The sequence below is a fragment of the Aeromonas sp. QDB62 genome, assembly GCF_027705695.1.
In the GTDB taxonomy this organism is placed as follows: domain Bacteria; phylum Pseudomonadota; class Gammaproteobacteria; order Enterobacterales; family Aeromonadaceae; genus Aeromonas; species Aeromonas allosaccharophila.
The window spans coordinates 40,879-65,614 of record NZ_JAPDCD010000008.1; the positions used below are offsets into that span (position 1 = coordinate 40,879).

22 protein-coding genes are annotated in these 24,736 nt (G+C 59.5%); 12 read left to right on the forward strand and 10 right to left on the reverse strand.

Features of this window, described 5'->3' with window-relative positions; translation table 11 throughout:
* Window positions 1-663 carry a phage shock protein PspA gene (gene pspA, locus OKC27_RS05790; protein ID WP_270693291.1) on the reverse strand — a complete coding sequence of 221 codons (663 nt, stop codon included), beginning with the start codon at window positions 661-663 and terminating at the stop codon, window positions 1-3.
* Between the two features lie 210 nt (window positions 664-873).
* Window positions 874-1,602, reverse strand: coding sequence for a 1-acylglycerol-3-phosphate O-acyltransferase (locus tag OKC27_RS05795; RefSeq protein WP_270693290.1), 729 nt, complete (start codon window positions 1,600-1,602; stop codon window positions 874-876).
* A 176-nt stretch (window positions 1,603-1,778) separates the two neighbouring features.
* On the opposite strand from OKC27_RS05795, the gene OKC27_RS05800 reads away from it, so the two are divergent.
* The 10 genes from OKC27_RS05800 (at window position 1,779) to OKC27_RS05845 (ending at window position 11,493) form a co-directional block, all read left to right on the forward strand.
* Window positions 1,779-2,156: a hypothetical protein gene (locus tag OKC27_RS05800; protein WP_270693289.1), complete on the forward strand. Its 378-nt coding sequence runs from the start codon at window positions 1,779-1,781 to the stop codon at window positions 2,154-2,156.
* Window positions 2,157-2,204: 48 nt separating this feature from the next.
* Window positions 2,205-4,247 (forward strand): protein-disulfide reductase DsbD family protein, encoded by a 2,043-nt coding sequence (locus OKC27_RS05805; RefSeq protein ID WP_270693288.1) that lies wholly within the window; start codon window positions 2,205-2,207, stop codon window positions 4,245-4,247.
* Window positions 4,244-4,987: a DsbA family protein gene (locus OKC27_RS05810; RefSeq protein WP_270693287.1), complete on the forward strand. Its 744-nt coding sequence runs from the start codon at window positions 4,244-4,246 to the stop codon at window positions 4,985-4,987. The genes OKC27_RS05805 and OKC27_RS05810 overlap by 4 nt, the downstream gene beginning before the upstream one ends.
* A gap of 3 nt (window positions 4,988-4,990) precedes the next feature.
* The gene (locus OKC27_RS05815; RefSeq protein WP_270693286.1) at window positions 4,991-5,509 is read left to right on the forward strand and encodes a protein disulfide oxidoreductase; all 519 of its coding nucleotides are present in this window, start codon (window positions 4,991-4,993) and stop codon (window positions 5,507-5,509) included.
* 277 nt (window positions 5,510-5,786) lie between these two features.
* On the forward strand, window positions 5,787-6,071 hold the full coding sequence (gene atcJ, locus OKC27_RS05820) for a cold adaptation protein ActJcold adaptation protein ActJ (protein ID WP_033135738.1): 285 nt from the start codon (window positions 5,787-5,789) through the stop codon (window positions 6,069-6,071).
* Window positions 6,072-6,097: 26 nt separating this feature from the next.
* Window positions 6,098-6,628, forward strand: a complete 531-nt coding sequence (gene atcA, locus OKC27_RS05825) for a cold adaptation protein AtcA (RefSeq protein ID WP_042061898.1) — start codon at window positions 6,098-6,100, stop codon at window positions 6,626-6,628.
* 12 nt (window positions 6,629-6,640) lie between these two features.
* Window positions 6,641-7,405, forward strand: a complete 765-nt coding sequence (gene atcB / locus OKC27_RS05830) for a cold adaptation protein AtcB (RefSeq protein ID WP_058052352.1) — start codon at window positions 6,641-6,643, stop codon at window positions 7,403-7,405.
* 11 nt (window positions 7,406-7,416) lie between these two features.
* On the forward strand, window positions 7,417-8,322 hold the full coding sequence (gene atcC, locus OKC27_RS05835) for a cold adaptation protein AtcC (protein ID WP_270693285.1): 906 nt from the start codon (window positions 7,417-7,419) through the stop codon (window positions 8,320-8,322).
* Window positions 8,323-8,867: 545 nt separating this feature from the next.
* Window positions 8,868-10,364 (forward strand): peptide MFS transporter, encoded by a 1,497-nt coding sequence (locus OKC27_RS05840; RefSeq protein WP_270806006.1) that lies wholly within the window; start codon window positions 8,868-8,870, stop codon window positions 10,362-10,364.
* A 331-nt stretch (window positions 10,365-10,695) separates the two neighbouring features.
* On the forward strand, window positions 10,696-11,493 hold the full coding sequence (locus OKC27_RS05845; protein WP_270693283.1) for a CPBP family intramembrane glutamic endopeptidase: 798 nt from the start codon (window positions 10,696-10,698) through the stop codon (window positions 11,491-11,493).
* Between the two features lie 592 nt (window positions 11,494-12,085).
* Here the strand turns inward: OKC27_RS05845 and OKC27_RS05850 are convergent.
* The 7 genes from OKC27_RS05850 to nudF form a co-directional block, all read right to left on the reverse strand.
* Entirely contained in the window at window positions 12,086-13,114 is a 1,029-nt protein-coding gene (locus tag OKC27_RS05850; protein ID WP_270806007.1) for a DUF4062 domain-containing protein, read from the reverse strand.
* Window positions 13,115-13,152: 38 nt separating this feature from the next.
* Window positions 13,153-15,438: a DNA topoisomerase IV subunit A gene (gene parC / locus OKC27_RS05855; protein ID WP_270806008.1), complete on the reverse strand. Its 2,286-nt coding sequence runs from the start codon at window positions 15,436-15,438 to the stop codon at window positions 13,153-13,155.
* 143 nt (window positions 15,439-15,581) lie between these two features.
* Entirely contained in the window at window positions 15,582-17,471 is a 1,890-nt protein-coding gene (gene parE / locus OKC27_RS05860; RefSeq protein WP_182938305.1) for a DNA topoisomerase IV subunit B, read from the reverse strand.
* 116 nt (window positions 17,472-17,587) lie between these two features.
* The gene (locus OKC27_RS05865; protein ID WP_182938306.1) at window positions 17,588-18,175 is read right to left on the reverse strand and encodes a YqiA/YcfP family alpha/beta fold hydrolase; all 588 of its coding nucleotides are present in this window, start codon (window positions 18,173-18,175) and stop codon (window positions 17,588-17,590) included.
* Window positions 18,176-18,187: 12 nt separating this feature from the next.
* Window positions 18,188-19,006, reverse strand: coding sequence for a 3',5'-cyclic-AMP phosphodiesterase (cpdA, locus tag OKC27_RS05870; RefSeq protein ID WP_182938307.1), 819 nt, complete (start codon window positions 19,004-19,006; stop codon window positions 18,188-18,190).
* 22 nt (window positions 19,007-19,028) lie between these two features.
* Complete coding sequence (locus tag OKC27_RS05875; RefSeq protein WP_267967597.1) at window positions 19,029-19,433, reverse strand: DUF1249 domain-containing protein; 405 nt, start codon at window positions 19,431-19,433, stop codon at window positions 19,029-19,031.
* Between the two features lie 46 nt (window positions 19,434-19,479).
* Complete coding sequence (gene nudF / locus OKC27_RS05880; RefSeq protein WP_111807617.1) at window positions 19,480-20,121, reverse strand: ADP-ribose diphosphatase; 642 nt, start codon at window positions 20,119-20,121, stop codon at window positions 19,480-19,482.
* Window positions 20,122-20,426: 305 nt separating this feature from the next.
* Here nudF and tolC point away from each other — a divergent pair, with 305 nt between their 5' ends.
* Window positions 20,427-21,752, forward strand: a complete 1,326-nt coding sequence (gene tolC / locus OKC27_RS05885; RefSeq protein ID WP_075113240.1) for an outer membrane channel protein TolC — start codon at window positions 20,427-20,429, stop codon at window positions 21,750-21,752.
* Window positions 21,753-21,868: 116 nt separating this feature from the next.
* Here the strand turns inward: tolC and hldE are convergent, their stop codons facing one another.
* Window positions 21,869-23,296, reverse strand: coding sequence for a bifunctional D-glycero-beta-D-manno-heptose-7-phosphate kinase/D-glycero-beta-D-manno-heptose 1-phosphate adenylyltransferase HldE (gene hldE, locus OKC27_RS05890; RefSeq protein ID WP_270693354.1), 1,428 nt, complete (start codon window positions 23,294-23,296; stop codon window positions 21,869-21,871).
* A 195-nt stretch (window positions 23,297-23,491) separates the two neighbouring features.
* On the opposite strand from hldE, the gene lpxL reads away from it, so the two are divergent.
* Window positions 23,492-24,415, forward strand: coding sequence for an LpxL/LpxP family Kdo(2)-lipid IV(A) lauroyl/palmitoleoyl acyltransferase (gene lpxL / locus OKC27_RS05895; protein WP_270693355.1), 924 nt, complete (start codon window positions 23,492-23,494; stop codon window positions 24,413-24,415).
* Window positions 24,416-24,736: the final 321 nt, after the last annotated feature.

Consider the following 24,736-nt stretch of genomic DNA (forward strand, 5'->3'; position numbering starts at 1 on the left):
TTACACCTCCGCCTTCTGGCCTTTGAGGCGAGCCAGCTCGCGCTCGATCTCGTCATTGAGCTCCAGCTCGCGGAACTGGGCCTCCAGCGAGGGATTCTGCCCCAGAGTGGCCGCCTCCAGCTGGGCTTCCAGCTGATCGACCCGGCCCTGAAAACCGTCAAAACGGGCCATCAACTCGTGCATGCGCTGGTTGCCTACCTGAGCACGGGCACGAATGCGGCTGTGGGCCGTCTGCTCGCGCAGGGTCAGCAGTTTCTGCTTCTCGCGCGCCTCGGTCAGCTTGGCCGCCAGTCGCTCGCTGTCGGCGGTGAGCTGGGCCAGCACCTCGGCCACCCGGGCCTTGTCCTGCTCCAGCTGTTCACATTTCTTGGCCTCCGCCAGCTTCTCGGTGAGGGCGGCACGGGCCAGATCCTCACGCCCTTTCTGGATGGCGAGTTCGGCCTTGGCCGACCACTCCAGGATCTGCGCCTGCAACGCCTGCTGGTGACGTTCCAGCTGTTTCTGTTCGGCAATCACCCGAGCGGCCTGGGTACGCATCTCGACCTGCACCTGCTCCATCTCTTCGATCATCAGGCGCAGCATCTTTTCCGGCTCTTCACTCTTGTCGAGCAGGCTGTGCAGGTTGGCATTAATCACGTCGGTCAGGCGGCTGAATACGCTCATGGTCTGGCTCCTTGTTGATGGGATGGCTATCTCTTCCCATTACATTACAAGAGCCGTGCCAAGAAAAATTATTGTTGTTTTACATATAGATGGGGATTTATTGAGGAAATTCAAGAAGGGTTTGTTGGTGAAAATAGCCAACCAAGTGGTGATTTTCACCAACAAAAAAGGGAGCCGGTGGCTCCCTTGTCGATTCAGCTGCGCTATCCATCAAGCGGCGTGGCTGTGGCCCAGCTTGCTGTCCAGTTCGGCCAGCTTGGCCTCCATCCGGGCACGGCAGGTGTCGGAGAGATCGCGAATGCCGCTGGCACCGTGCTCCTTGCTACAGACCGGCGCCATCACCTCCACCAGCACTTCGCCGTTGTCCCAGCGATTGAGGTCGATCTGACCGAAGTAGCTGGAGCAGACGATGGGCACCACCGGCACTTCCGCCTGCACCGCAGTGTGGAAAGCGCCCGCCTTGAACGGCAGCAGACCGCGACCCTTGGAGCGGGTCCCTTCCGGGAACATCCAGATGGAGGTGCCGCGATTCTTGATGCGATCCACTACCTGACCGATGGTGCCGATGGCACGGGAGCGGTTGGAGCGGTCGATCAGCACGTTGCCGGAGAGCCAGAAGATAAGGCCGAACAGGGGCAGCCAGAGCAGGCTCTTCTTGCCTACCGCCACCACACCAGGCTGCACCGCACCGGTCACGGTGAAGATGTCGAAGTTGCTCTGGTGGTTGCAGACGTAGACCGCCGGGCCGACCGATTTGACCTCCTCGGCCACCGTCACCTTGACTCGCAGCCCGATCAACGGGCAGACCGCGTGATACATGCGGGCGAAGACGTAGACGTTGTTGGGATGACGCGGACGAACCAGACAGAGCAGCAGGCCGAACAGGAACCAGAAAATGAGCAGCAGACCAAGCAGCAGCACACGGGCAATTTTGAGCATCGAACACCTCGAGTTTTAACTCGGCGCAGTATACTGATCCCCCTTTTAGCGAACAAGCGTTCGCCAGACAGAACTGACCACCCCGCATCGCGCATATGGTCTTATCGAATCCCGCTGACTTGCTCCTGTCATTAATGATCGATAGGATATGCACCATTCAACAGGGTAGGGCGAGCATGATTTTGCGACAACGCGTGGCGACAAGACTCCTGCTGCTGGTCTGCATTCTGGTGCTCAACTGTGCGGCCCAGCCGCTGGCCCGGCTAGCCCAACTCGATCAGGCCCTCAGCTGTCAGGCACTGCCTGTGCCGAGCGCCGCGACGGATCAAGAGGATGCCAAACCGGCCAGCCCGCAGCCCACCAGTTGCCAGCTCAATGGCAAGTGGCTGAGCGCCGCTACCCTGCTCTGCGTTGAACAGATCTTCTTTGCCATCGCCTTCGTGATGGCCCTGCTGGCGCCGCTGTCGCGCCGCTCACCCGCGTTGCCCCCACCTCGGAACATATCTCCGCCTGAACGGCGACTGCATCTTACTCTCTGTGTCTGGCGAGAATGAGTTAGCCGCGGTTTACCCCCCTAACTTCCATTTTCAAGAGACAGAAAAATGTCAAACATCATCAAGACGGCCCTGTTGATGGGCGGTCTGCTGTGGCAATCCATGGGATTGGCCAGCGACACCGGCTGGCTTGCCAGTCCCCGGAACGATCACGCAAAAGTGCGGCTGCAAGCCGACGCCCGTGATCCCGCCCAAACGCGCGTGCTGCTCAGCCTGGCGCTCGAATCCGGCTGGAAAACCTATTGGCAGAACCCGGGGGAAGGCGGCATTGCCCCTGAAATATTCTGGGATGACCCTCAAGCGGCGCAGCAGTGGCATTGGCCCGTACCGGAGCGGTTTGAGGTCAGCGGCATCTCGACCCAGGGCTATCAGAAGGCCGTCAGCCTCCCCATCACGCTTGCCCACAGCCGCCGCGAGGCGCTGACGGGCACCCTGCGCCTTTCAACCTGTAGCAATGTCTGCATCCTGACTGACTACCCCTTCACCCTGGCGCTGGATGGCACTGCGCCGGAAGGGTTCGACTTTGCCTACGCCCAGGCGATGAGCAAGCTGCCACAAGCCATGCCGGAGACCGTCATCCTCAAAGCGGGTTATCAGCAAAACCAGCTGCAGCTGACTGCCGACAACCCGCAGGGCTGGCAGGATCCGCAGATTTTCCTCCAGCGGCTGGAGGGCGCCGAATTTGGCAAACCCGAGCTGGAGGTGCAAGACAACACCCTGATCGCCCGCATTCCGGTCAGCGATGGCTGGCAGGGCGATGCGCCCGACATCCGTAACCAGCCACTCGGCTTGGTCCTGGCCAACGGTGAACAGGCTTGGCAGAGCGAACTCGAGATAGGTGACCCGCTGACCCTGCCGAGTCAGGGCCACTCGCTGCTCTGGCTGCTGGGCGCCGCCCTGTTGGGTGGCCTGATCCTCAATCTGATGCCCTGCGTGCTGCCGGTGCTGGCACTGAAGTTGGGATCGGTGTTGCAGCTGGAAACCCGTGAGCGCCGTCCGGTTCGCCTGCAATTTCTGGCGGCCAGTGCCGGGATCATCGCCTCCTTCTGGATGCTGGCAGCCATGAGCAGCCTGCTGCGCGCCACGCAAGGCGCCGTCGGTTGGGGCATCCAGTTCCAGAGCATCTGGTTTATCGGCTTTATGGTGGTGGTGACGGCGCTGTTCTGCGCCAACCTGCTGGGGCTGTTCGAGATCCGGCTGCCCAGCCATCTCAGCACCCGCCTCGCCACCAGCGGTGGCAACGGCCTCGGCGGCCACTTCCTGCAGGGGAGCTTCGCCACCCTGCTGGCGACCCCCTGCTCGGCCCCCTTCCTTGGCACCGCGGTCGCCTTTGCACTGGCGGCGCCACTCGGTCAGCTGTGGCTTATCTTCACCGCGCTTGGCCTCGGCATGAGCCTGCCCTGGCTGCTGATCGCCGCCTTCCCCCGTCTTGCGCTCTGGCTGCCGAAGCCGGGCCGCTGGATGGGGCGACTGCGCATGCTGCTCGGCCTGATGATGCTGGGATCCAGCCTCTGGCTGCTCAGCCTGCTCGGCAACCATGTCGGCCAATTCTGGATGCTGATCCTGATGGCGCTGATGCTGGCCGCCCTGCTGCTGGCCGTCGTGTGGCGCCATGGCATTCGGGGCGTGACCCTGGGGTTGGCGCTGGGCTGCTTGCTGGGCGGGACCCTGCTGCTGGGCGGCGCCTTTACGATGGAAGGAAAGCCCCAGCGAGATACCGTCAACTGGCAGCCGCTCACGGAGCAAGCCATCCAGGATGCGCTGGCCCAGAACAAGCGGGTCTTTGTCGATGTCACCGCCGACTGGTGCATTACCTGTAAAGCCAACAAATTCAACGTACTGCTGCGAGATGACGTACAAAACGCCCTGAGCGCCCCCGATGTGGTGGCCCTGCGCGGGGACTGGAGCCGCCCCTCTGCCAGCATCGCCGACTTCTTGCGCCAACGCGGTAGCGTGGCCATTCCCTTCAACCAGATCTACGGGCCCGACCTGCAGGGTGGCGAGATCCTCTCGCCCCTGCTGGACCGCCCGACCCTGCTTGCCACCCTGGCGCAAGCAGGCATTGCCACTTCTCAAGGAGACACCAAATGAAATCAACCCTGAGCGCCCTGCCCCTGCTGGCCTCTCTCTGTGCCACGCTGCTGGCTCCGGCTCTGCACGCCGCCCCCTTCACCCCGGAGCAGGAGGCGCGCATCAAGGAGCTGATCCGCGAGACCCTGATCGCCAACCCCAAGATCCTCGACGAGGCGGCCGAATCCTGGGAGAAGCAGAACGCGGCCGCCCAGCAGGCGCAGCTTGGCAACTTCATCAAGGGCAACAAGGATGTGCTGTTCAACAGCGCCACCAGCCCGCGCCTCGGCGCCAAGAATCCCAAGCTGACCCTGGTGCTGTTCACCGACTACAACTGCCCCTACTGCAAGCAGTTCGATCCCCAACTGACCAAACTGCTCAAGGCCTATCCGGATGATCTGGGGCTGGTAATCAAGCTGCTGCCGTTCAAGGGGCAGACCTCCGCCAAGGCGGCCCAGTACAGTCTGACCCTGTGGCAGCAGGATCCCGCCCGCTTCCTCACCCTGCACGACAAGCTGATGAGCAAGCAGGGGATGCTGACCGAGGCAGACATCAACAAGACGCTGGCGGCCACCGGCAATGTGGCGCTCAAACCGGAGGGCAAGGCGACCGAGGAGCTGCGCAATAGCCTGCGCATCGGCACCATTCTCGGGGTACAGGGCACACCGGCGACCCTGATTGGCAACCAGCTGGTGCCGGGCGCCATCCCCTACGAGGAGCTGGAGCAACTGGTGCAGGCCGAACTGGCCAAGCTGGGGTAAGGGATGACAACAATCAATCCTCAATCCCGCTGGCGACGCTGGGGCAAGGAGGCACTCTGGCTGCTGCTGATGGCGCTGGTTATCTCGACCCTGCTGGATCTGTGGCGCAGCCCGACCCTGCCTGAAGGGGCGATGAGCGCCCCCGTCACCCTGCAGGATGGCATCAGCACGGATCTCGCTACCTTAAGTCAGGGCAAGCCGCTGCTGGTCTACTACTGGGCCAGCTGGTGCGGCGTCTGCCGTTTCACTACCCCGACCGTGCAACAGCTCTGGCAAGAGGGTGAAAACGTGCTGACGGTGGCACTGCGCTCCGGCAATTCGGAGCAGTTAGGCAAGGGGATGGGCAAGAAGGGACTCACCTTTCCGACCCACAACGACGAGTCGGGCGATCTGGCCGCCAAGTGGCAGGTGGGCGTCACCCCGACCGTCCTCGTCATCAAGGATGGCAAGCTGGTGAGCAGCACCACCGGCTGGAGCTCGAAGTTGGGCTTGCAGCTGCGGCTCTGGTGGGCGTCACTCTAGCCACGCAACATAGTTGCTTTCAACATGGCCATCCCTACCGGATGGCCATTTTTTCATCGCCTTCCCGTACGCGGCCCTTGCACTGGCCAGACCGACTGGCAACAATAGACGCTCAACTGACACCTCTTCATCCCGCCCCTTAATTCGTCGCCCAATTCATCGCTTTGGGGGGCCGTTTCCGTTAAAATGACGGGTTTTTGCCGTGCCTGGTTTGCCAATCCCCACCATCAGGCACCCGCAGTATGAATCCGATGATGCCAGTGATGCAGGATCTGCCATGAACAACTACTTTCGGGTGCTGGGCGTCAAGTCCAACGCCAACGAAAACGACATCAAAAAAGCCTATCGCCGGCTGTCGAACCAGTACCACCCCGATAAGCTGTTAGGGGCGAGCGAAGAAGAGCGAGAGCTGGCAGCCATCAAGCTGCACCAGGTAAAGCAGGCCTATGAAGTGCTGTCCGACCCGAAACAGCGCGCCGCCTTTATCAAGGATTTCAACAACGTTATCGTGACCGATCCCGCTGCTGCCATGCAGGAGATGTGGGATCAGTTCTACCCCTGATGCCAACGCAGGAAAGAAGAGCCACTATGCAAAAAAAATGGGATCAGGCGCGTATCAAAGCGCTGATAAGTGACGCGAGCGAGAACATCGAATCCTACCGGGATCAGGATGACCCCAAGGCGCTGGAACAGTTCACCGGCCAGATGAAGACCCTGCTGCTGGCCGATATGAGCATGCTGGAGTTTATGCCCGAATACCTGCCGCTGGCCCTCTATGGCCGGGTGCAGTTCCCGGCCAAAACCAAGCCCGAGTGGAACAAATGGCTCACCGGCGGCGTACAACCCTCATGGGATGAATTCAAGGTGTCGGTGGCGTTCAACAATGCCGACCTGCCGCTGGTCAAGGCGGTACGGGCCCAGAGCGAAGATCAGCTGATCGAAGCCTGCGCCGTGCTGTTCCAGCTCGACAACCCGCTGCCGCGCGGTGGCCGCCGTGCCGATGACGACTATGAACTGCGTGACGACGAAGATGAAGACGGGGAAGATGCCGACGCCGACTACAACGGTGATGGTGACGACGACGGCGATCAGGATATGTACGACGAAGTACGTTTCTAATTGGGGCAACGCATGAACAACAGTCTGATAGAAATTACCGCCATCGAGATCAAAGAGCTGGCCGTTATCGAGCCGAAGCAGGCCAGCGAAAAGTTCGAGCTGATCGCCAAGACCATGTCCGATGAGCAGCTGGGCGAAGTCATTGAACAGATCGATATCGTCACCCTGACCCAGATCAACGGCCAGCATGACATGTCCTTCCCCTCCATCATCGCGGAGCTGATGACCCCGGAGCGGATCCGCGACATCGTCTGCCAGCAGCCGCTCTATTGGGAAGAGGCGATCAAAAACAACGCCGAAGAGCTGCAACAGCACACCTTCGACTTCCTCAACTACCTGATCCGCACCCAGGATAGCGAAACGAAGCAGCGGGAGATCCTCGAGTGCGTCGCCGATGATCCGGCCGGTCTCTTCTACCTCGCCATCCCCTTTATCGAGTTCTACCGTGGCGACCGCTACGAGGATGAAGAAGGCTTCCACGACCCCCTGCACGCCGAAGAGGAAGATCTGGAAGAGGCGCTCTCCTACAGCAACCGCCAGCAGAGCGAAGATGCCCACGACTACGCGCTGGATGACCCGCGCAGCCTGTTGATGCTGATCCGCGAGCTGACCCCCGAAGTGGAGAAATCCATCAAGGCGTTGCTGCGCAACGAGCACTCCAGCTGGGAAGGGATCATCAACAAGTTCGCCAGCGAGCTGGTGATGCAGGCCAAAGAGAAGAACAAGGTCGAGGACGAGTACGCCGAAGTCGACGACATGTTCAGCTTTCTGGATTGAGGAACCCCGCAATGCAACTAGTGATACGCGACGTCAATCAAGGCCCCTTTCTCACTCAGGTGCTGCGCTTTGGCCGCGAAAACGAACTCTTGAGTCAGCAGCAGCTCGCCGCCATCAAGGGCAAGGCGGTGCTGATGAGCCTGAAGTTCGCCGACAAGTACTACAACAAGTACAAGATGCACCTGCTGGAGCAGGCCGCCCACGACGTGATCGGCGTGGTGAGCCTCGGCCTGCAGGAGCTCTCCCAGCGCGACACCACTAAAGCGCTCGCACTGCTGCAAGCGCCGGAAGGGCCCATCAAGCCGTTCCAGAAAGGGTGGTCGATGCTGATCTCCGTCAGCAGCAAGCAGCCCGGCGGCAACAACCTCTTTGGGGATGTGGACGCCCGCCTGCTGGACAAGATCTCCAGCCCGCCGGACGTGGAAGAGTGGCAAGGGTGGCAGGAGTACGAAAAAGCGCTGGCCGAGCATAACAAGGCCCGCCTGATGACCCTGCTGGATCAGCACTGCTTCGCCTGCGAAAACGACCACCCGACCATGGAAGACAAGCTGGCCGAAGCGCTGCTCTACCGCATTCTCTGCGGCAATGGCAGCGGCGCCGCCAAACTCAAGGTGAAGCAGGATCTCAAGCGCAAACTGGCGCGGGAGATTGAGCTCAACGAGGCGTGGTACGACACCGACTATCTGGCCGCCCAGCTGGAGCTGCTGCTGGCAGAGCTGCCGGGCGAACTGATCGCCGGTCTGCGTCAGGATCTCAGCAAGGGGTTTGTCCCCAACCTGCTGCACACGCTGGGCTTTGTGCGCCAGTACCAGCTGCTGCAAAAAGAGAACGCCTCGCCGGAGAAGCTCGACAACTTCGAGATGCGCGCCGGTCTCAAGCACCCGCTGCTCGGCTGGCCGCTCTACCACGACTTCTAGGGCCGCTTTCGTCGCCCCTTCAACCTGTCGCACCACAACGCCCGGCCCGCCGGGCGTTGTTATATCAGGCGACAAGCACCTCCCCTCACCCTGACCCTCTCCCCAGCAGAGAGGGAACACACGCCAACCACCTCGGGCCGCCCCTTTCCCCCCGATATTTATTCACTCAACGCTTGCAGATGAATAAATGATATGCGACGCAACAGCCGGGTTGTCGTGACGTGATGGGGTAATAAACGGGATGGAGATCGCACCACACCGCAGAAATTGGCATAAAAAGACCGACAAGATCACATCAAACGTACCGCAATCGCATGGTAAATCGAGCTAAAATCACGGTCTCGCCCGCATAAAAAGGCGGAATAGATCAATAAAAAGCAATTAATCGCGCCGGATTAAATTTAAGGTCTGGCAATTTGATCGGGCAGGTCGCTAAATGACAGACCAGCCTTGAAACCAGCATGGAAGCGCCAAAGGCTAGCCGGCAGCAGACCGGTACGCTCTCAGGATGAGTTGTGATTTTCTCTTCTCACAGGAGACAGACCGTGAGCGCTTCGACACCACACCCTCATCACGCCGCCGTCCCCCCCGGCTCAGGCGCCCTGTTCTTTATTCAGACCTTCGCCACCCTGGGTTTTGCCGTGCTCTACTCCACTTTGGTGCTCTACGCCACCAAGCGGCTCGGCTTTAGCGAATCCCAGGCCAACGCCATGATGGGGATCTTCGGGGCCTTCAACTACGGCCTGCACCTGTTTGGCGGCTACCTCGGCGGGCGTTACCTCAGTAACCGCAACCTGTTCGTGATGGGGATGGTGTTGCAGGTGATCGGCTGCTACCTCATCGCCGAGATGGGCATCACCGGCCTCTACTGGGGGCTCGCCATGTTCCTCACCGGCAGCGGTCTCAACGTCACCTGCCTCAACATGATGCTGACCCAGCGCTTCGCCCCGGACGATCACCGCTGCGAGAGCGCCTTCTTGTGGAACTACGCCGGGATGAATCTGGGCTTCTTTATGGGCTTCTCGGTGGCGGGCTACTTCCAGCTCACCGAGGATTACCGCACCCTGTTCCTGTTCGCCACCCTCGGCAACGTGCTGGCCATCATCGCCACCCTGTTCTTCTGGCCGATTCTGGCGGATATCAACACCCCGCTGCGTCATATCAAGGGGCGCGGCTTCTACCTGCGGATGCTCGGCGGCCTCGCCATTCTGGCGCTGCTGGTGCCCGCCCTGCGTCTGCTGCTGACCCACGCCAGCTTTAGCGGCAGCTTCGTGCTGATGCTGGGGGCAGTGGTGCTGGTGCTGCTCTGCGTGATGACCGCCCGCCACCCGGACGCCGCCGAGCGCAGCCGCATGGTGGCCTACCTGATCCTCGCCCTTGGCTCCCTGATCTTCTGGTCGCTCTACCAGCTGGCGCCCATGGGGCTGATGCTCTTCTCCGAGCACAACATCAACCTCAACGTGTTCGGGCTGCGGGTCGCTCCCCAGTGGATCCAGAACATCAACACCCTCGTCATCGTCATCGGCGGCCCGCTGATGGCGCTGCTGTTCAAACGGCTGCGCGAGCAGGGCTGGAATATCGATATCCCCTCCCAGTTTGCCGCCTCGCTGTTCTGCATGGGATTGGGGATGCTGGTACTGCCGATCGGCATCCATCTGGCGGGGGCCGACGGGCTGGTCGCCTTCAAGTGGATCGCCATCAGCTATGTGCTGCAGAGTCTGGGCGAGCTGCTGATCTCCCCTATCGGCTACGCCATGATTGGCAAGCTGGCCCCCGCCAACCTGCAAGGTTTGATGATGGGCTGCTGGATGATGGTGACTGGCGTCGCCTCGGTGCTGGCGGGCTATGTCTCCGGCGCCATGCCGCAAAATATCGGCAGCACCCCGCTCGCCACTAACCCGGGTTACAGCTCGGTATTCAATATGCTGGGCTGGGGCTCGCTGGCGGGCGGCGTGGTGTTGTTGCTGCTGGTGCCCCGCCTGCGCCAGCTGATCGCCTCGAAGATCACCCCGCCACCGGCAGGAGCTGCCATTCCCGTCTGATCGGGTGCGGGCCAGCCATTTCACTGGCCCCTACCAGCGCGAACGGTTGAATCAGCAACGCTACTGCTAATGCAAAGGGTCCCGCCATCATAGATGTCGGGGCCCTCTCTTTTGGCGGGATGGATAGCTTTTTTCAGGCTGGCAGAGTGGCGCCTGTGATGATTTTTGCACCAAAGAAACCAATCCATTTTTAGCTGTTGCGCCAATGAAACAATCCAGCACATCAAGGCATAGGGGTAATCTGCGCAGCCCATTGCAGCGGCAACCTCGCGGGGTGCTCCCTTGGTGTACGATTGTCTGCACCACACCCGAATACATATCGAGAGACGCCATGAGTGAAGATCAATCTGCCGCCATGCCGGTATTGAATGACAAGAATTGCTATGGTTTCGAGCGCAAAAATGCCGGAGACTTCCCCTTTTATCGCGAGGGGCCCCATGCATTATCTGCCCGCCACTGGGTAGTGCTCCTGCTGGGTGCGGCGCTGGGTTTCTCGATGCTGACGCTGCCTGTCGCATTTTTTAAAACCACCATGGGCGGCTTTGTTCCCGCCATTCTGTTTCCGCTTATTCCGCTGGCCATGCTTGCCATCATGGTGGGTAAAGGGTGGCGAGCACTGTTTCGCACGCCGACATGGCGGGATGTTCTGTTGATGGTGGCCATTGCTGGCGCCAATATTCTGGTCTCCTTTACCGTTGCATTGTTGCTACAGCTTGTTTTCAAGATGAATGCAAACCCGGCCAACGCCCTGCTGGCAGGGGCATCCGATACGGCACTCATCCTCTTTTATTTAAAAACAGCCCCGCAACTCTTCGGTGAGGAGGTGGTTTCCATATTGCCGTTTCTGGCTGTGCTCTGGTTTTGTCACCAAAAACTCGCCATGACGCGCAAGCGTGCCATTATCACCGCCTGGCTCTGTACTGCGCTTATCTTCGGTGCGTTGCATCTGCCCACTTATGAGTGGAATTTCGTGCAATGTTTTCTGGTTATCGGAACGGCCCGCATTGTGCTGCTCAGTGGCTACATCATTACCAAAAATATTTGGGTATCGACCGGCGCGCACATTATCAATGACTGGCTGCTGTTTACCATCATGGCGGCATTTCTGGGCGCTCACGCCGCCGGGTAGGACGTAGGGTGCAATAAGCGAAGCGCATTGCACCGGTAAACCTCGCGGGTTTAATCGCGGTGCCATTTGCCTTGTTCATTGCACCCCGGTGTTACCTCCCCTCACCCTAACCCTCTCCCAAAGGGAGAGGGGACAAGTTCCTGCCAACCTTTAGCCATAGCTGTCACGCTATTCCAAAATTGCTGCGATCTGGGCTCCCTTCTCCCACTCTTTGCCATAAACAAGGGGAGAAGGATCGGGGATAAGGGGGAGCAAGCCATCGACAAGCAGCAGAGCGTCAAATAAAACAGAGGCAAGTAGGGTCGATTAGCGAAGCGTAATCGTCCGCACCGCAATCTCGGTGGCTATGAACATAGAGAAGAGATCGGCTGAAGCACCAGCAGAATTACGGCAACCTGTTTTCGCGATCGTCTGATTACGCTGCGCTAATCAAACCTACGGCCCTAGGGATGAACCATCACAACAGAAGCCATCGACCAACAACAGAGCGTTGCACAAGCAAGGGCGATTAGGGTTGATTCGCGCAGCATACAGATAGTAGATGGATTGCCCGCACAATCGCAGCTACCGGTTCTTACGAACATATGCTTACTTAAACATCCGGCCCTTTCGTTTTTTTATTAGCCATATCTTTAAGGGCATTCAACTTCATGAATTTCAAAAAAGCAAGGCCATGACAACTAAGAGACCAATACTCATTAACATCAGAGACGGGATGTTTTTTCTTACTAGGTTCAACTAGTTCTAAAGCTGAAAGTGACAAAAAGCAATCTCGCATCCTGTTCAATGGATATGGCGCCACATCACTTAACTCTTTAGTTTTATCTGGGTTAGACATACGACCAACATAAGTTGCTGCTCGTTCAACTGAAATCTCTATTGTTATTTCAGAAGCCAGAATTGAATATATTTTGTATAATGTTGTGTCTGCTGATATGTTCCAGTCAGCATCCCCCTTTAACCTGAGCGGCATCTTCATTTCAACACTGGACATCATATCCTTTAACTTTACAAACTCCTCTTGCTGTTTTGTTTCTTTATTTGAGTCAAGCAAGCGAAGCTGCTCCCTCAAGTCAGAATTTTCTTTCGACAACCGAGATAGCTCTGCCACGACTTCAGGCCCTGCAACAGACGTTGCCCTAGCCCACCCTATCCGGGGATTTGTATTAAAAGCTTTCATCAGAGCGATCGATACCTTTCCATGTAAATCATCTGATGATTTCCAGAATCCGACAGGACGGCTTTTTACCTTATCCTTAAAGTTATTTAGTAAGACGATTTTATCGTCGTTTTTTTCTACATATTTTGCAAGTGGTTCAACCGTTTGGTCGATAACAAATCCGAGAACAGGAACCCCCTTGCTGACTGCGTAATCAAATTCCTTTTCCGTATAACTAATATCCCCGACCATGGAACCATATTTATGAGCCACAACTACCACATAGTAGTCAGACTCATCTATCTGCCTCTGTATTATTTTCCACTGTTCATCATCTGCAGCACTAAACATTTCCATACCAACTGGTATGTGTCCCATTTCCAGAATAGACTTAATAACTTGAGCCCTTTCATTTTTTAAATCATCATATGTCGAGCTAATGAAAATTTGATATTTAACCATTCTAACCCCTATAAATAGGGAGCCTAAGCTCCCATATTTTAATTATTTTCTGAATTGCAATCTTCAATTGCCGAGGATTCTATTTCTATTCTGTCTACCCGCTGCAAACCACGGGGCAGCTTGGCGCCGCGGCGGCCGCGCTCGCCGCGGTAGTAGTCAAGGTCAGATGGCTTAAGAGTGAGCTTGCGCTTGCCGGCAAACAGGGTGACATATTGCCCCTGCGGGATAATGGCGGCCATCACCATAAACTCTTCCCGTGCCTTGACCCGCGCCGACGGAATGCTGATCAGCTTGTTGCCCTTGCCCTTGCCGAGTACCGGCAGGGTGTTGAGCGGGAACAGCAGCATGCGCCCTTCGTTGGAGATGGCCATGCAGAGATCAGTCTCTGGCGAGCCAATCTTCTGGGGTGCCATCACCTGACCCCCTTCCGGCACGGTGAGCAGCGCTTTGCCGTTCTTGTTCTTGCCGATGAGATCGTCATAGGTGCAGACAAAGCCGTAACCGGCATCAGAGCAGATGAGATACGGCTCACCCTCGTTGCCCATCACCAGATGGCGCACTTCCTCCCCTGCCCCCAGCGCAAAGCGGCCAGTGAGCGGTTCGCCCTGACTGCGCGCAGATGGCAAGGTGTGGGATTCGAGGGCGTAAGTTCTTCCCAACGTGGAGAGGAACACCGCCTGCTGGTTGCTGCGGCCGCAGGCGTGGGCCAGATAACTGTCCCCCGCCTTGTAGGAGAGCCCCGCCACATCGACATCGTGGCCCTTGGCGGCGCGCACCCACCCCTTGTCGGAGAGGATGACGGTGACCGGTTCGCTGGGAATAAGCTCTTTCTCAGTCAGCGCCACGGCGGTGGCACGCTCCACCAGCGGGGTGCGGCGATCGTCGCCGTACTTCTCGGCATCGGCCAGCAGCTCTTTCTTGAGCAGGGTGTTGAGGCGACGCTCGGAGCCCAGGATCAGCTCCAGCTTGTCGCGCTCTTCGGCCAGTTCGTTCTGTTCGGCGCGCAGCTTGAACTCTTCGAGCTTGGCCAGGTGGCGCAGTTTCAGCTCGAGGATCGCTTCGGCCTGGGTTTCGCTGATATTGAAGCGCTCCACCATCACCTTGCCCGGCTCATCCTCGGTGCGGATGATCTCGATCACCTCGTCGATGTTGAGGTAGGCGATCAGCAAGCCTTCGAGGATGTGCAGGCGAGCCAGCACTTTGTCGAGGCGGAACTGCAGACGGCGACGCACGGTCTCGCGGCGGAAGATGATCCACTCGCTGAGGATGGTCTTGAGGCACTTCACCTGTGGCCGGTTGTCGAGGCCAAGGATGTTGAGGTTGACCCGGTAGTTCTTCTCCAGATCCGTGGTGGCGAACAGGTGGGCCATCAGCCCCTCCACATCCACCCGGTTGGAGCGGGGGATGATCACCAGACGGGTCGGGTTTTCGTGGTCCGATTCATCGCGCAGGTCGGTGACCATCGGCAGCTTTTTCGCCACCATCTGGGCGGCGATCTGCTCCATGATCTTGGCGCCGGAGGCCTGATGGGGCAACGCTGTGATGACGATGTCGCCATCCTCCTCGCTCCAGACCGCCCGCTGCTTGATGGAGCCCTTGCCGGTCTCGTAGATTTTGCGGATGTCGTCACGCGGGGTGATGATCTCGGCGTTGGTCGGGTAGTCCGGCCCCTGAATGTGCTGCATCAACACATCCAGCCCCGCATTCGGGTTGTCGAGCAGCTCGGCACAGGCGTAGGCCACTTCCCGCGCGTTGTGGGGCGGGATGTCGGTCGCCATCCCCACCGCGATACCGGTCACCCCGTTGAGCAGGATGTGCGGCAGGCGGGCAGGCAGCACTACCGGCTCTTTCATGGTGCCGTCGAAGTTCGGCGTCCACTCCACCGTGCCCTGCCCCAGCTCGGAGAGCAGCAGCTCGGAGAAGCGGGACAGCCGCGCTTCGGTATAACGCATGGCGGCGAAGGATTTGGGATCGTCCGGCGCACCCCAGTTACCCTGACCATCCACCAGCGGGTAGCGGTAGGAGAAGGGCTGGGCCATCAGCACCATGGCTTCATAACAGGCAATGTCGCCGTGGGGGTGGTACTTACCCAGCACGTCACCCACGGTACGGGCGGATTTCTTGTGCTTGGAGAGGGCCGACAGACCCAGCTCGCTCATGGCGTAGATGATGCGCCGCTGCACCGGTTTGAGGCCATCGCCGATATGCGGCAAGGCCCGATCCATGATGACGTACATGGAGTAGTTCAAGTAAGCCTGTTCGGTAAAGGTGCGCATTGGCTGGCGCTCTACCCCGTCCAGACTGAGCTCGATAGCATCACTCATGTGGTTTTCTCTTTCGGTTCGGGAGCCGCCACAGGGCGACTCCGGCTAAATGCTTGCTGGCCCTGTGCGGGCCAGCCGACGGCTTAGATGATGGCGAGGTTGCCCGGATCGATCAGCCACTCCTCATCTAACAAAGGAATGACCTAGATGATGGCAAGGTTCCCCTTCTCCTCTAACCATTCACGGCGATCACCCGCCCGCTTCTTGGCCAGCAGCATGTCCATCAGTTGCAGGGTCTCTTCCCCTTGCTCATCCATGGTGAGCTGCACCAGACGGCGGGTATTGGGATCCATGGTGGTTTCCCGCAGCTGTTTCGGGTTCATTTCACCCAGACCCTTGAATCGGGTCACCATCACCTTGCCCTTCTTCTTCTCGGCCTCGACCCGCTGCAGCACGCCGTTCTTCTCGTCCTCGTCGAGGGCGTAGTAGACCTCTTTACCGATATCGATCCGGTAGAGGGGCGGCATGGCGACATAGACGTGGCCCTTGTTGACCAGGGTGCGGAAGTGCCTCACAAACAGGGCGCAGAGCAGGGTGGCGATATGCAGACCGTCCGAGTCCGCATCCGCGAGGATACACACCTTGCCGTAGCGCAGGCCGCTGAGATCTTCGGAGTCGGGATCGAGCCCGATAGCGACCGAGATATCGTGAACTTCTTGCGAGGCGAGCACCTGACCGGCCTCCACCTCCCAGGTGTTCAGGATCTTGCCGCGCAGGGGCATGATGGCCTGAAACTCGCGATCCCGCGCCTGCTTGGCACTGCCGCCCGCGGAGTCACCCTCCACCAGGAACAGCTCACCCTGCATGGGGTCGGCGCAGTTACAGTCGGTCAGCTTGCCGGGCAGCGCCGGGCCCTGGGTAATCTTCTTGCGCACCACTGTCTTGGCGGCGCGCAGTCGGCGCTGGGCGCTGCTGATACAGATCTCGGCGATCTGCTCCGCCAGCTCGGTGTTGCTGTTGAGGTAAAGGCTGAAGGCATCCTTCACCACGCCGGAGACAAACGCCGAGCTCTGGCGGGAGGAGAGGCGCTCCTTGGTCTGACCGGCAAACTGCGGGTCCTGCATCTTGATGGAGAGGATGTAGGCGCAGCGATCCCAGATATCTTCCGGGGTCAGCTTGACCCCGCGCGGCAGCAGGTTGCGGAACTCGCAGAACTCGCGCATGGCGTCGAGCAGCCCCTGACGCAGGCCGTTGACGTGAGTACCGCCCTGCGCGGTGGGAATGAGGTTCACATAGGATTCGGCGAGGCATTCGCCCCCTTCCGGCAACCAGCAGAGTGCCCAGTCCACCGCCGACTGTTCGGAGCTGAACGAGCCGATAAAGGGCTGCTCCGGCAGGCAGGTGAACTGCTTGACCGCATCGACCAGATAATCCTTGAGGCCATCTTCATAGCACCACTCCAGCTTGATGCCGGTGTTCTTGTCGAGGAACTTGATGGTGAGGCCGGGGCAGAGCACGGCCTTGGCTTTGAGCAGGTGCTCCAGCTTGGTGACCGAGAACTTGGGCGAATCGAAGTAGCTCGCCTGCGGCCAGAAACGCACCCGGGTGCCGGTGTTGCGACGGCCGCAGGTGCCGGTGATGGTCAGCTCCTGCACCTTCTCGCCACGCTCGAAGGCGATGTCATAGACCTGGCCGTCGCGGCGCACCGTCACCTCGACCCGATCGGAAAGGGCGTTCACCACCGAAATACCCACCCCGTGCAGACCGCCGGAGAACTGGTAGTTCTTGTTGGAGAATTTGCCGCCCGCGTGCAGCTTGCAGAGGATCAGCTCCACCCCGCACACCCCTTCCTCCGGGTGGATATCGACCGGCATACCGCGGCCGTCATCGATCACCTCGAGGGACTGGTCTTCATACAGGGTCACCTCCAGGGTACGGGCGTGGCCCGCCAGCGCTTCGTCGACGCTGTTGTCGATGACCTCCTGGCCGAGGTGATTGGGCCGGGTGGTGTCGGTATACATGCCGGGGCGACGACGCACCGGTTCAAGGCCATTGAGGACCTCAATGGCATCCGCATTGTATTGAGTAGACATGGAGGGCCTTGCGAATTGACGTTTGGAGGGAATCTTAACTGCTAGGCGGGGGCAGGACAAACGCCCCGCGCCGAAAGCTTGATCTGGAGAAGGACAAGCAGGGCGAGACCGCCCTTTTATAACCCGAGGAAGTGGATGATCTGGGCGGGGTAGCGCTCGAACGCCACAAAGGCGTGGTCGCCGCCGCACTCCAGCGAGAGACGGGCAAAGCGGTACTCGTCCAGCGCCTTGCGGTAGTCAAGCACCTCGTCCTCCTGCTGTTGCAGCACCCAGAGTCGCTCGGGGGCGGTCACAGGCACTGCCAGCGCTCGCAGCTCGTCCATATGTTCAGGCAGCAGCTGATACTGCTCCCCCGTATAGGGATTGGTCTGGGGGCCGAGGTAGTCACAAAGGAGCTCGTGGGGGCGCACCGCCGGATTGATCAGTGCCGCGCGGCAGCCGTACTGCTCGCTGACCCGGGTCGCCATAAAGCCGCCGAGGGAGCTGCCCACGGCGCCAAGCTTGAATTCGTTGCCATAACGGCTCTGCAGATCAGCGATGGTCTGCTCGATGGCCGCCCAGGCCGCCGCCGGGGTGTTGGGCTGGGCCGGGATCACCACCTCGATATCGGATCTGTGTTCTGCCACCCAGGCAGCCATCTGCTGCGCCTTGGCTGAACCGGGCGAGGAGTTGAAACCGTGCAGGTAGAGGAGAACCGACTTCATGGAATGCTCTCCTCAATAACCGGTGGCGTTGGGGTCAGGCACAAACTGCCCCACCGGCAGGCGCCACACCTCGCTGGTCACCCGCCCATCCGGATAGAGGGTGAGATAGCGCCAGCCCGGGCCGGATTCATCCAGCGCGAAGCCATCAGAGAGCGGCTTGAACTGAATGCAGGTGGAGGGGCTGGCAATCAGCCGCACTCCGCGGTGCACCTCGTCAAACTCCTGATGGACGTGGCCAAACAGGATGGTCTTCTGCTGCGGATGACGGGCCAGCACGGCAAACAGGTCATCGGCATTCTTGAGATTGTGCTGATCCAGCCAGGCGCAGCCCACCGGCACCGCCTGATGGTGCAGGGTGATAAGGGCGTGGCGATCGGGATATTGGCGCAGGGCGCGGTCGAGGGCGGCCAGCTGGTGATCGCCGATCATGCCGTGGGGTTTGCCGCGCACCTGGGTGTCGAGCAGGATCACCTGCCAGTGATCGCCCACCAGCAGCTTGGATTCGCTGATCCCAGCGGCATGAAGCTGCTCGGTCATCAGCGGGCTGTCATCGTGATTACCGGGCAACCAGTAGATGGGGCGGCCAAGAGGCGCCATCATGGAGGCGAAGCGCTGATAAGACTCCGGGCTGTGATCCTGCGACAGGTCGCCAGTCGCCAGAATCACCTCGTAGGGATGGTCGTTGGCCTGCACCCGCTCCAGCACCGCAGCCAGACTCTCGGCGGTGCGCACAGCCAGCAGCCGACCCTCGGCACTGGCAAAAAGATGGGTATCAGTAATTTGCAACAGGCGCACACTGCCGTCCTGCGCCTGGGGGAGCTCTGTTTCCAAAATCACGCTTCTTTTTATTTGTTCAACTGGAGATATTGATCGGGCTGGTACCATGTCTGAGACAAAATTTTAGCCATTCGGCCAGAAACAGATTTACCTGCTCCTTTTCGTCCCGCTGGTGCATCTTTTTATTGGGATAATCATAACGTGGTTGCAAACGGGAAATCTGTTGCGCTGCACACACTTCCGCCATCCGCACATCATGGTACAAACGAATCTCGATTTGAGCCTGCAGATATTCGGGCAATTCGGGGTTGTGCTGGCTCAGGATCACCTGGCTGGTGAAGCGACTCTCGCCAATGATGGTGAGCTGGAACTGCAGATCGTTGCCGACCCGATAGCGGCGCTCGGCCCCGACCTCACCCTCTGGCGGCAACAATTTCATCAGTGCCATGTAATTGACCTCGCAGGTACGCTGCAAAGACATCAAATCCGGCACATAGCGCCTGCTCTGTTGCAGGGTCAGCGCCACCTCAGCGATCCGCCAGCCAGCGGGCGCGCAGCTCGCCGTGGTTGAGAGCCAGCCACTGCAGGGCGATGACCGAGGCCGCATTGTCGATGCGCCCCTCTTTGAGCCAGGCGTAGGCCTGCTCGCGGCTCACCACGTGCACCCGGATATCTTCGCCTTCGTCGGCCAGCCCGTGCAGCCCTTCGGCCTTGCTGGCATCCACCTCGCCCACATAGACCTCTATCCGCTCGGTGCTGCCACCCGGGCTCACCAGATAGCTGATGGCGTGCTCGCAGCGGGCCACCTCGATCCCGGCCTCTTCCACCGCTTCGCGGCGCACCACCGCCTCGGCGGTTTCACCTTCGTCGATAATGCCAGCCACCAGCTCCAGCAGCCAGGGGGTCGGGCAGGTCTCCATGGCGCCGATACGGAACTGCTCCACCAGCACGATCTGGTCGAGTACCGGATCATAGGGCAGCAGCGCGGCAGCATGGCCCCGCTCGAACAGCTCGCGCACAATGGGCTGATTCCAGCCGCCTGCAAATAACCGATGCTGCAGACGATAGACATTCACCTTGAAGAAGCCGTTATATCCAGCTGATTTTTCAATGATTTTCACATCATCGGCGGCGTAATGCCGATCTTGCGGCAAGGGTTGCTGCGACATCCGGGACTCCCGTCAGCTTGACTTGTATCAGTTTGACCATAAAATCCGAGGAACATGAATGAACGTTCATTCACTCGGCGTACCATGGCAATGAGGGGTGGATTTTAGCAGCCACAGACCATTTGGCTAGGCGCGCGGGGAGAAAACTGCGTCCGGTTCTTGACGTTCCCGTCACCGGACCTGAGACTCTTAGCATTAAATTTTGCTTATAGTAGAGTGATTAAGCTGCAATCAAGCTTGGTCGGTGACAATATTTGCCCTCTCCAGCAACCAGTTTGGGTTACTACATAAGGTTAAAACGATCTATGAAAAGAACACTCTTGTCCGTCATGGTGTTGCTGGGCGTCAGTGCCGGTGCCCATGCCGAAAACCTGCTCGACATCTACCAGCAAGCCCAGATCAAAGACCCGCAGTTGCTGCAGTCCAAAGCCGTTCGTGACCAGGCCTTCGAGAAGATCAATGAATCCCGTGCTGCGCTCTTGCCGCAAATCAATCTGGGTGCCGGTCTGAACTACCTGCAAAACAAGAATGATACCCAGAGCAACAACAAAGCCTCCGGTTCTCTTTCGCTGGATCAATCCATCTACCGTCGCAGCAACTGGGTCAACCTGGACCTGACCGAGAAAGGCGCCACCCAGTCCGACGTCGCCTACAACCTCGAAGTGCAGAACCTGATGGTGCGCAGCGCCACCGCCTATTTCAATGTGCTCAAGGCGATGGATACCCTGGAATTCGTCCGTGCCAACAAGGTTGCCGTTGAGCGTCAACTGGAGCAAACCCAGCAGCGTTTCGAAGTGGGCCTGACCGCCATCACCGACGTCCATGAAGCCGAGGCGTCCCGCGACCAGGCTCTGGCCGACGAGATCAACGCCGAGAACGATCTGGCCAACAGCTATGAGGCCCTGCGCGAGCTGACCGGTATCGATCACCGCAATCTGGATGTGCTGAACACCGATCGTTTCAGCCCGCAAAAGACCGCCTTTGGCTCCGACAAGTGGCTGGAACTGGCGCTGGACAAGAACCTGCAACTGCACAGTGCCCGCATCGCCAAAGACATAGCCAAAGAGAAAATCGATCTGGCCAAAACCGGCCATGAACCGACCCTGGATCTGGGTGCCGGCCTGCAAACCAGCAATACCGATTACAAGCTGGATAGCATTCCGGGCGGCAATGACAATCAGGCCAATATCGGTCTGACCTTCAAGCTGCCGATCTACAGCGGCGGTGCCACCACGTCGCAAGTGAAGCAGGCCCAGTTCAACTACGTGGCCGCCAGCGAGCTGCTGGAGAAGAACTTCCGTTCGGTGCAGAGCACAGTGCGCTCCTCCTACAACAACGTGAACGCCAGCATCGGCTCGGTGCGCGCCTATAGCCAGTCCGTCATCTCTGCCGACAGCGCCCTGAAAGCGACCGAAGCCGGTTACGAGGTGGGCACCCGTACCATCGTCGACGTGCTGGATTCCACCCGCAAGCTGTACGATGCCAAGCAGAAACTCTCTGCCGCCCGTTACAACTACATCCTCAACATCCTGAGTTTGAAACAGGCTGCTGGCGTGCTGGAAGCGCAGGATCTGGTGGAAGTGAACCAGGGGTTGATGCCTGCCACGGCAAAAGCTAAAACCAAAGGCTGATAGCCGCTATCGGACATGAAAAAGGCGACCGCAAGGTCGCCTTTTTGTTATCCGTATTTCTGTCGGCTTGCTCCCGCCGATAGAAAGCCCCGCCAGATTGCGGGGCCCGCAGCGCGTTAGCCGCGCTCGCGAATCGTCTTGATGATGTCGCTGGTGGAGCAACCATCTTCGAAGTTGAGCACGCGCACCTCGCCGCCGTTGGCGGTCACCTCGGCGTAACCGGCAATATCCTCCGGCTTGTAGTCACCGCCCTTGACCAGCAGGTCGGGCAGGATCTCGGCGATCAGGCGCTGCGGGGTATCTTCACCGAATGGCACTACCCAATCCACCGCGCCCAGCGCAGCCAGTACGGCCATGCGACGCTCGGTCGGGTTGACCGGACGACCCGGCCCTTTCAGACGGCGAACCGACTCATCGGTGTTGACCGCCACGATCAATCGATCCCCCAGCTTGCCCGCATTGGCCAGATAGGAGACGTGACCAGCATGCAGGATGTCGAAGCAGCCGTTGGTCATCACCACCTTCTCGCCACGCAGACGGGCGGCACGCACCGCCACTTTCAGCTGGGCTTCGGACATGACGCCAAAGCCTGTTTCCTGCTCGGTATAGAGGGCGTTGGCCAGCTCGACCGGACTGACGGTAGAGGTGCCCAGCTTGCCGACCACGATACCGGCGGCGGTATTGGCCAGGGCGCAGGCTTCGTCTAGGCTCTTGCCTGCCGCCAGCGAGGTGGCCAGGGTGGAGATCACGGTATCACCGGCACCGGTCACATCGTAAACCTCGTGAGCCTGAGCCGGCAGGTGCAGCTCGGGCAGCCCTTCGCGGATCAGGGTCATGCCGTTTTCGGAACGGGTGACCAGCAGGGCATCCAGCTCGAAGCGCTTGACCAGCTCCAGCCCCTTGGCGACCAGCTCCTCTTCGCTCTTCACCTTGCCCACCACAGCCTCGAACTCGGACATGTTGGGGGTCAGCAGAGTGGCACCGCGGTACTTCTCGAAGTCGGTGCCCTTGGGATCGACCAGCACCGGAATACCGGCGGCGCGGGCCCGCTGGATCATGCCGGGCACGTCGTTCAGCGCACCCTTGCCGTAGTCGGAGAGGATCATCACGTCGCTGTTCGGCAGCGCCTGCTCGACCTTGCTCATCAGCAGGGTGGCATCGACGGAGTGGAAGGGCTCTTCAAAGTCCAGACGCAGCAGTTGCTGGTTGCGGGACAGGACACGCAGCTTGGTGATGGTCGGGAAGTCGGCCAGACGAACGAAGTCACAGGCCACCTTGACGCCAGCCATCTGACCGGCCAGCGCATCGGCCGCTTCATCCTGACCGGTCAGGCCAAGCAGCACGGCGTGGGCGCCGAGAGCGGCGGAGTTGAGGGCCACGTTGGCCGCGCCACCGGGACGCTCCTCAATGTGTTCAACCTTGACCACGGGCACCGGCGCCTCGGGGGAGATCCGGCCGGTGGGGCCATGCCAGTAACGGTCCAACATGACATCGCCTACGACCAGAACGCGGGCTTTTTCAAACTCGGGCAGGGTGATCTTCATCTGTATCGACTCTCAAAACCTGAAAAATCAGCGGGCGATTTTATCACACTCTTTTATCCGGTGTAGAAAAAGCCGACCGCCGCTGTCACGCTAACCGGACGCGGGCCACCCCTCTGACCAGCACACTGCCATTCGCCCCCGCCCCCCCTTTTCGGCTAGAATCCCCCGATTGTGTTTGCGAACAAGAGATTAGCCATGGCCCATGACAACGCTCCCCGCCTGGAGCCCCACCTGTTTCATCCCCGTTACTGGGCCAGCTGGTTCGGCCTCGGCCTGCTCTGGCTGCTGACCCTGCTGCCGTGGCGCAGCCAGATGTGGCTGGGTCGTCAGCTCGGTCGTCTCGCCGCCAGGATATTGAAGTCCCGGGTAAAAATCGCCCGTCGCAATCTGGAACTGGCGATGCCCGAGCTAACCCGGGATGAGCGGGAGAAACTGCTTAAGGCAAACTTCGAGAGCGTGGGCTGCGCCGTGTTCGAGGTGGGGATCGCCTGGTTCTGGCCGGACTGGCGGATGCGCAACCTGATGAAGGTGGAAGGGGAAGAGCACGTCATCGCCGCCATGGAGAAGGGACAGGGCATGCTGCTGCTCTCCTGCCACTTCCTGACGCTCGAGCTCAACGCCCGCTGTTTCGGGCTGGTTCGCCCCGGCGTGGGGGTCTATCGCCCCAACACCAATCCGGTGCTGGAGTATGCCCAGTACCACGGTCGCTGCGCCTCCAACAAATATCTGGTGGACCGGATGGACGTGAAGGGGATGATCAAGGCGCTGCGCAACGGCGACGCCCTCTGGTACGCGCCGGATCACGACTACGGCAGCCACGCCAGCGTGTTCGTGCCCTACTTCGCGGTGGAGCAGGCGGCTACCATCACCGGCACCGCCACCCTGGCGCGGGTGAAGAACACCGTCACCCTGCCCTGCTACAACATTCGCACCAGCGAGGGTTACACCCTGCATATCGGGGCGCCGCTCGCCGACTACCCCAGCGGGAATGACATGGTCGATGCCACCCGCGCCAACCGCGAGATTGAAGCCGCCGTGCGCAAGGCGCCGGAGCAGTACATGTGGCTCCATCGCCGCTTCAAGACCCGCCCCTCCCCCGAGGATGCAGGCTTCTACTAAGCCGCAGTCCCCGACAGGGGCCAGATCGCCAAAACCGACAAACCGCCTGCTGGCGGTTTGTTTTTATCTGCTGCCTGCCCTGTGCGGCAAGCAAGCTCCCCGAACGTCAGCCGCGCAATCACATCCTGCATGCTGGCGCCCATTCCCATCAATCAGCCGCAAAACAGCCCTCATCACCGACCGTAAAAACTGAAAGCGGGTTACAAACTTATTGATTCATTGATAACCAATGAGAGGTTTCGATAGATCCATCGTCACCACCCGCTGATGAGTGATTGAGTGACTTGTCCCATTCGAATACAAAAATTGAATTTGTGATTT

Bases quoted from the DNA above. Each gene is read 5' to 3' on its own strand.
- parE (WP_182938305.1), bottom strand. From the start codon at position 17,471: ATGTCTACTCAATACAATGCGGATGCCATTGAGGTCCTCAATGGCCTT.
- OKC27_RS05795 (WP_270693290.1), bottom strand. From the start codon at position 1,602: ATGCTCAAAATTGCCCGTGTGCTGCTGCTTGGTCTGCTGCTCATTTTC.
- OKC27_RS05845 (WP_270693283.1), top strand. From the start codon at position 10,696: ATGAGTGAAGATCAATCTGCCGCCATGCCGGTATTGAATGACAAGAAT.
- tolC (WP_075113240.1), top strand. From the start codon at position 20,427: ATGAAAAGAACACTCTTGTCCGTCATGGTGTTGCTGGGCGTCAGTGCC.
- atcB (WP_058052352.1), top strand. From the start codon at position 6,641: ATGAACAACAGTCTGATAGAAATTACCGCCATCGAGATCAAAGAGCTG.
- parC (WP_270806008.1), bottom strand. From the start codon at position 15,438: ATGAGTGATGCTATCGAGCTCAGTCTGGACGGGGTAGAGCGCCAGCCA.
- atcC (WP_270693285.1), top strand. From the start codon at position 7,417: ATGCAACTAGTGATACGCGACGTCAATCAAGGCCCCTTTCTCACTCAG.
- OKC27_RS05850 (WP_270806007.1), bottom strand. From the start codon at position 13,114: ATGGTTAAATATCAAATTTTCATTAGCTCGACATATGATGATTTAAAA.
- atcJ (WP_033135738.1), top strand. From the start codon at position 5,787: ATGAACAACTACTTTCGGGTGCTGGGCGTCAAGTCCAACGCCAACGAA.
- OKC27_RS05865 (WP_182938306.1), bottom strand. From the start codon at position 18,175: ATGAAGTCGGTTCTCCTCTACCTGCACGGTTTCAACTCCTCGCCCGGT.
- pspA (WP_270693291.1), bottom strand. From the start codon at position 663: ATGAGCGTATTCAGCCGCCTGACCGACGTGATTAATGCCAACCTGCAC.
- OKC27_RS05815 (WP_270693286.1), top strand. From the start codon at position 4,991: ATGACAACAATCAATCCTCAATCCCGCTGGCGACGCTGGGGCAAGGAG.
- OKC27_RS05805 (WP_270693288.1), top strand. From the start codon at position 2,205: ATGTCAAACATCATCAAGACGGCCCTGTTGATGGGCGGTCTGCTGTGG.
- OKC27_RS05800 (WP_270693289.1), top strand. From the start codon at position 1,779: ATGATTTTGCGACAACGCGTGGCGACAAGACTCCTGCTGCTGGTCTGC.
- OKC27_RS05875 (WP_267967597.1), bottom strand. From the start codon at position 19,433: ATGTCTTTGCAGCGTACCTGCGAGGTCAATTACATGGCACTGATGAAA.
- atcA (WP_042061898.1), top strand. From the start codon at position 6,098: ATGCAAAAAAAATGGGATCAGGCGCGTATCAAAGCGCTGATAAGTGAC.
- nudF (WP_111807617.1), bottom strand. From the start codon at position 20,121: ATGTCGCAGCAACCCTTGCCGCAAGATCGGCATTACGCCGCCGATGAT.
- lpxL (WP_270693355.1), top strand. From the start codon at position 23,492: ATGGCCCATGACAACGCTCCCCGCCTGGAGCCCCACCTGTTTCATCCC.
- OKC27_RS05810 (WP_270693287.1), top strand. From the start codon at position 4,244: ATGAAATCAACCCTGAGCGCCCTGCCCCTGCTGGCCTCTCTCTGTGCC.
- hldE (WP_270693354.1), bottom strand. From the start codon at position 23,296: ATGAAGATCACCCTGCCCGAGTTTGAAAAAGCCCGCGTTCTGGTCGTA.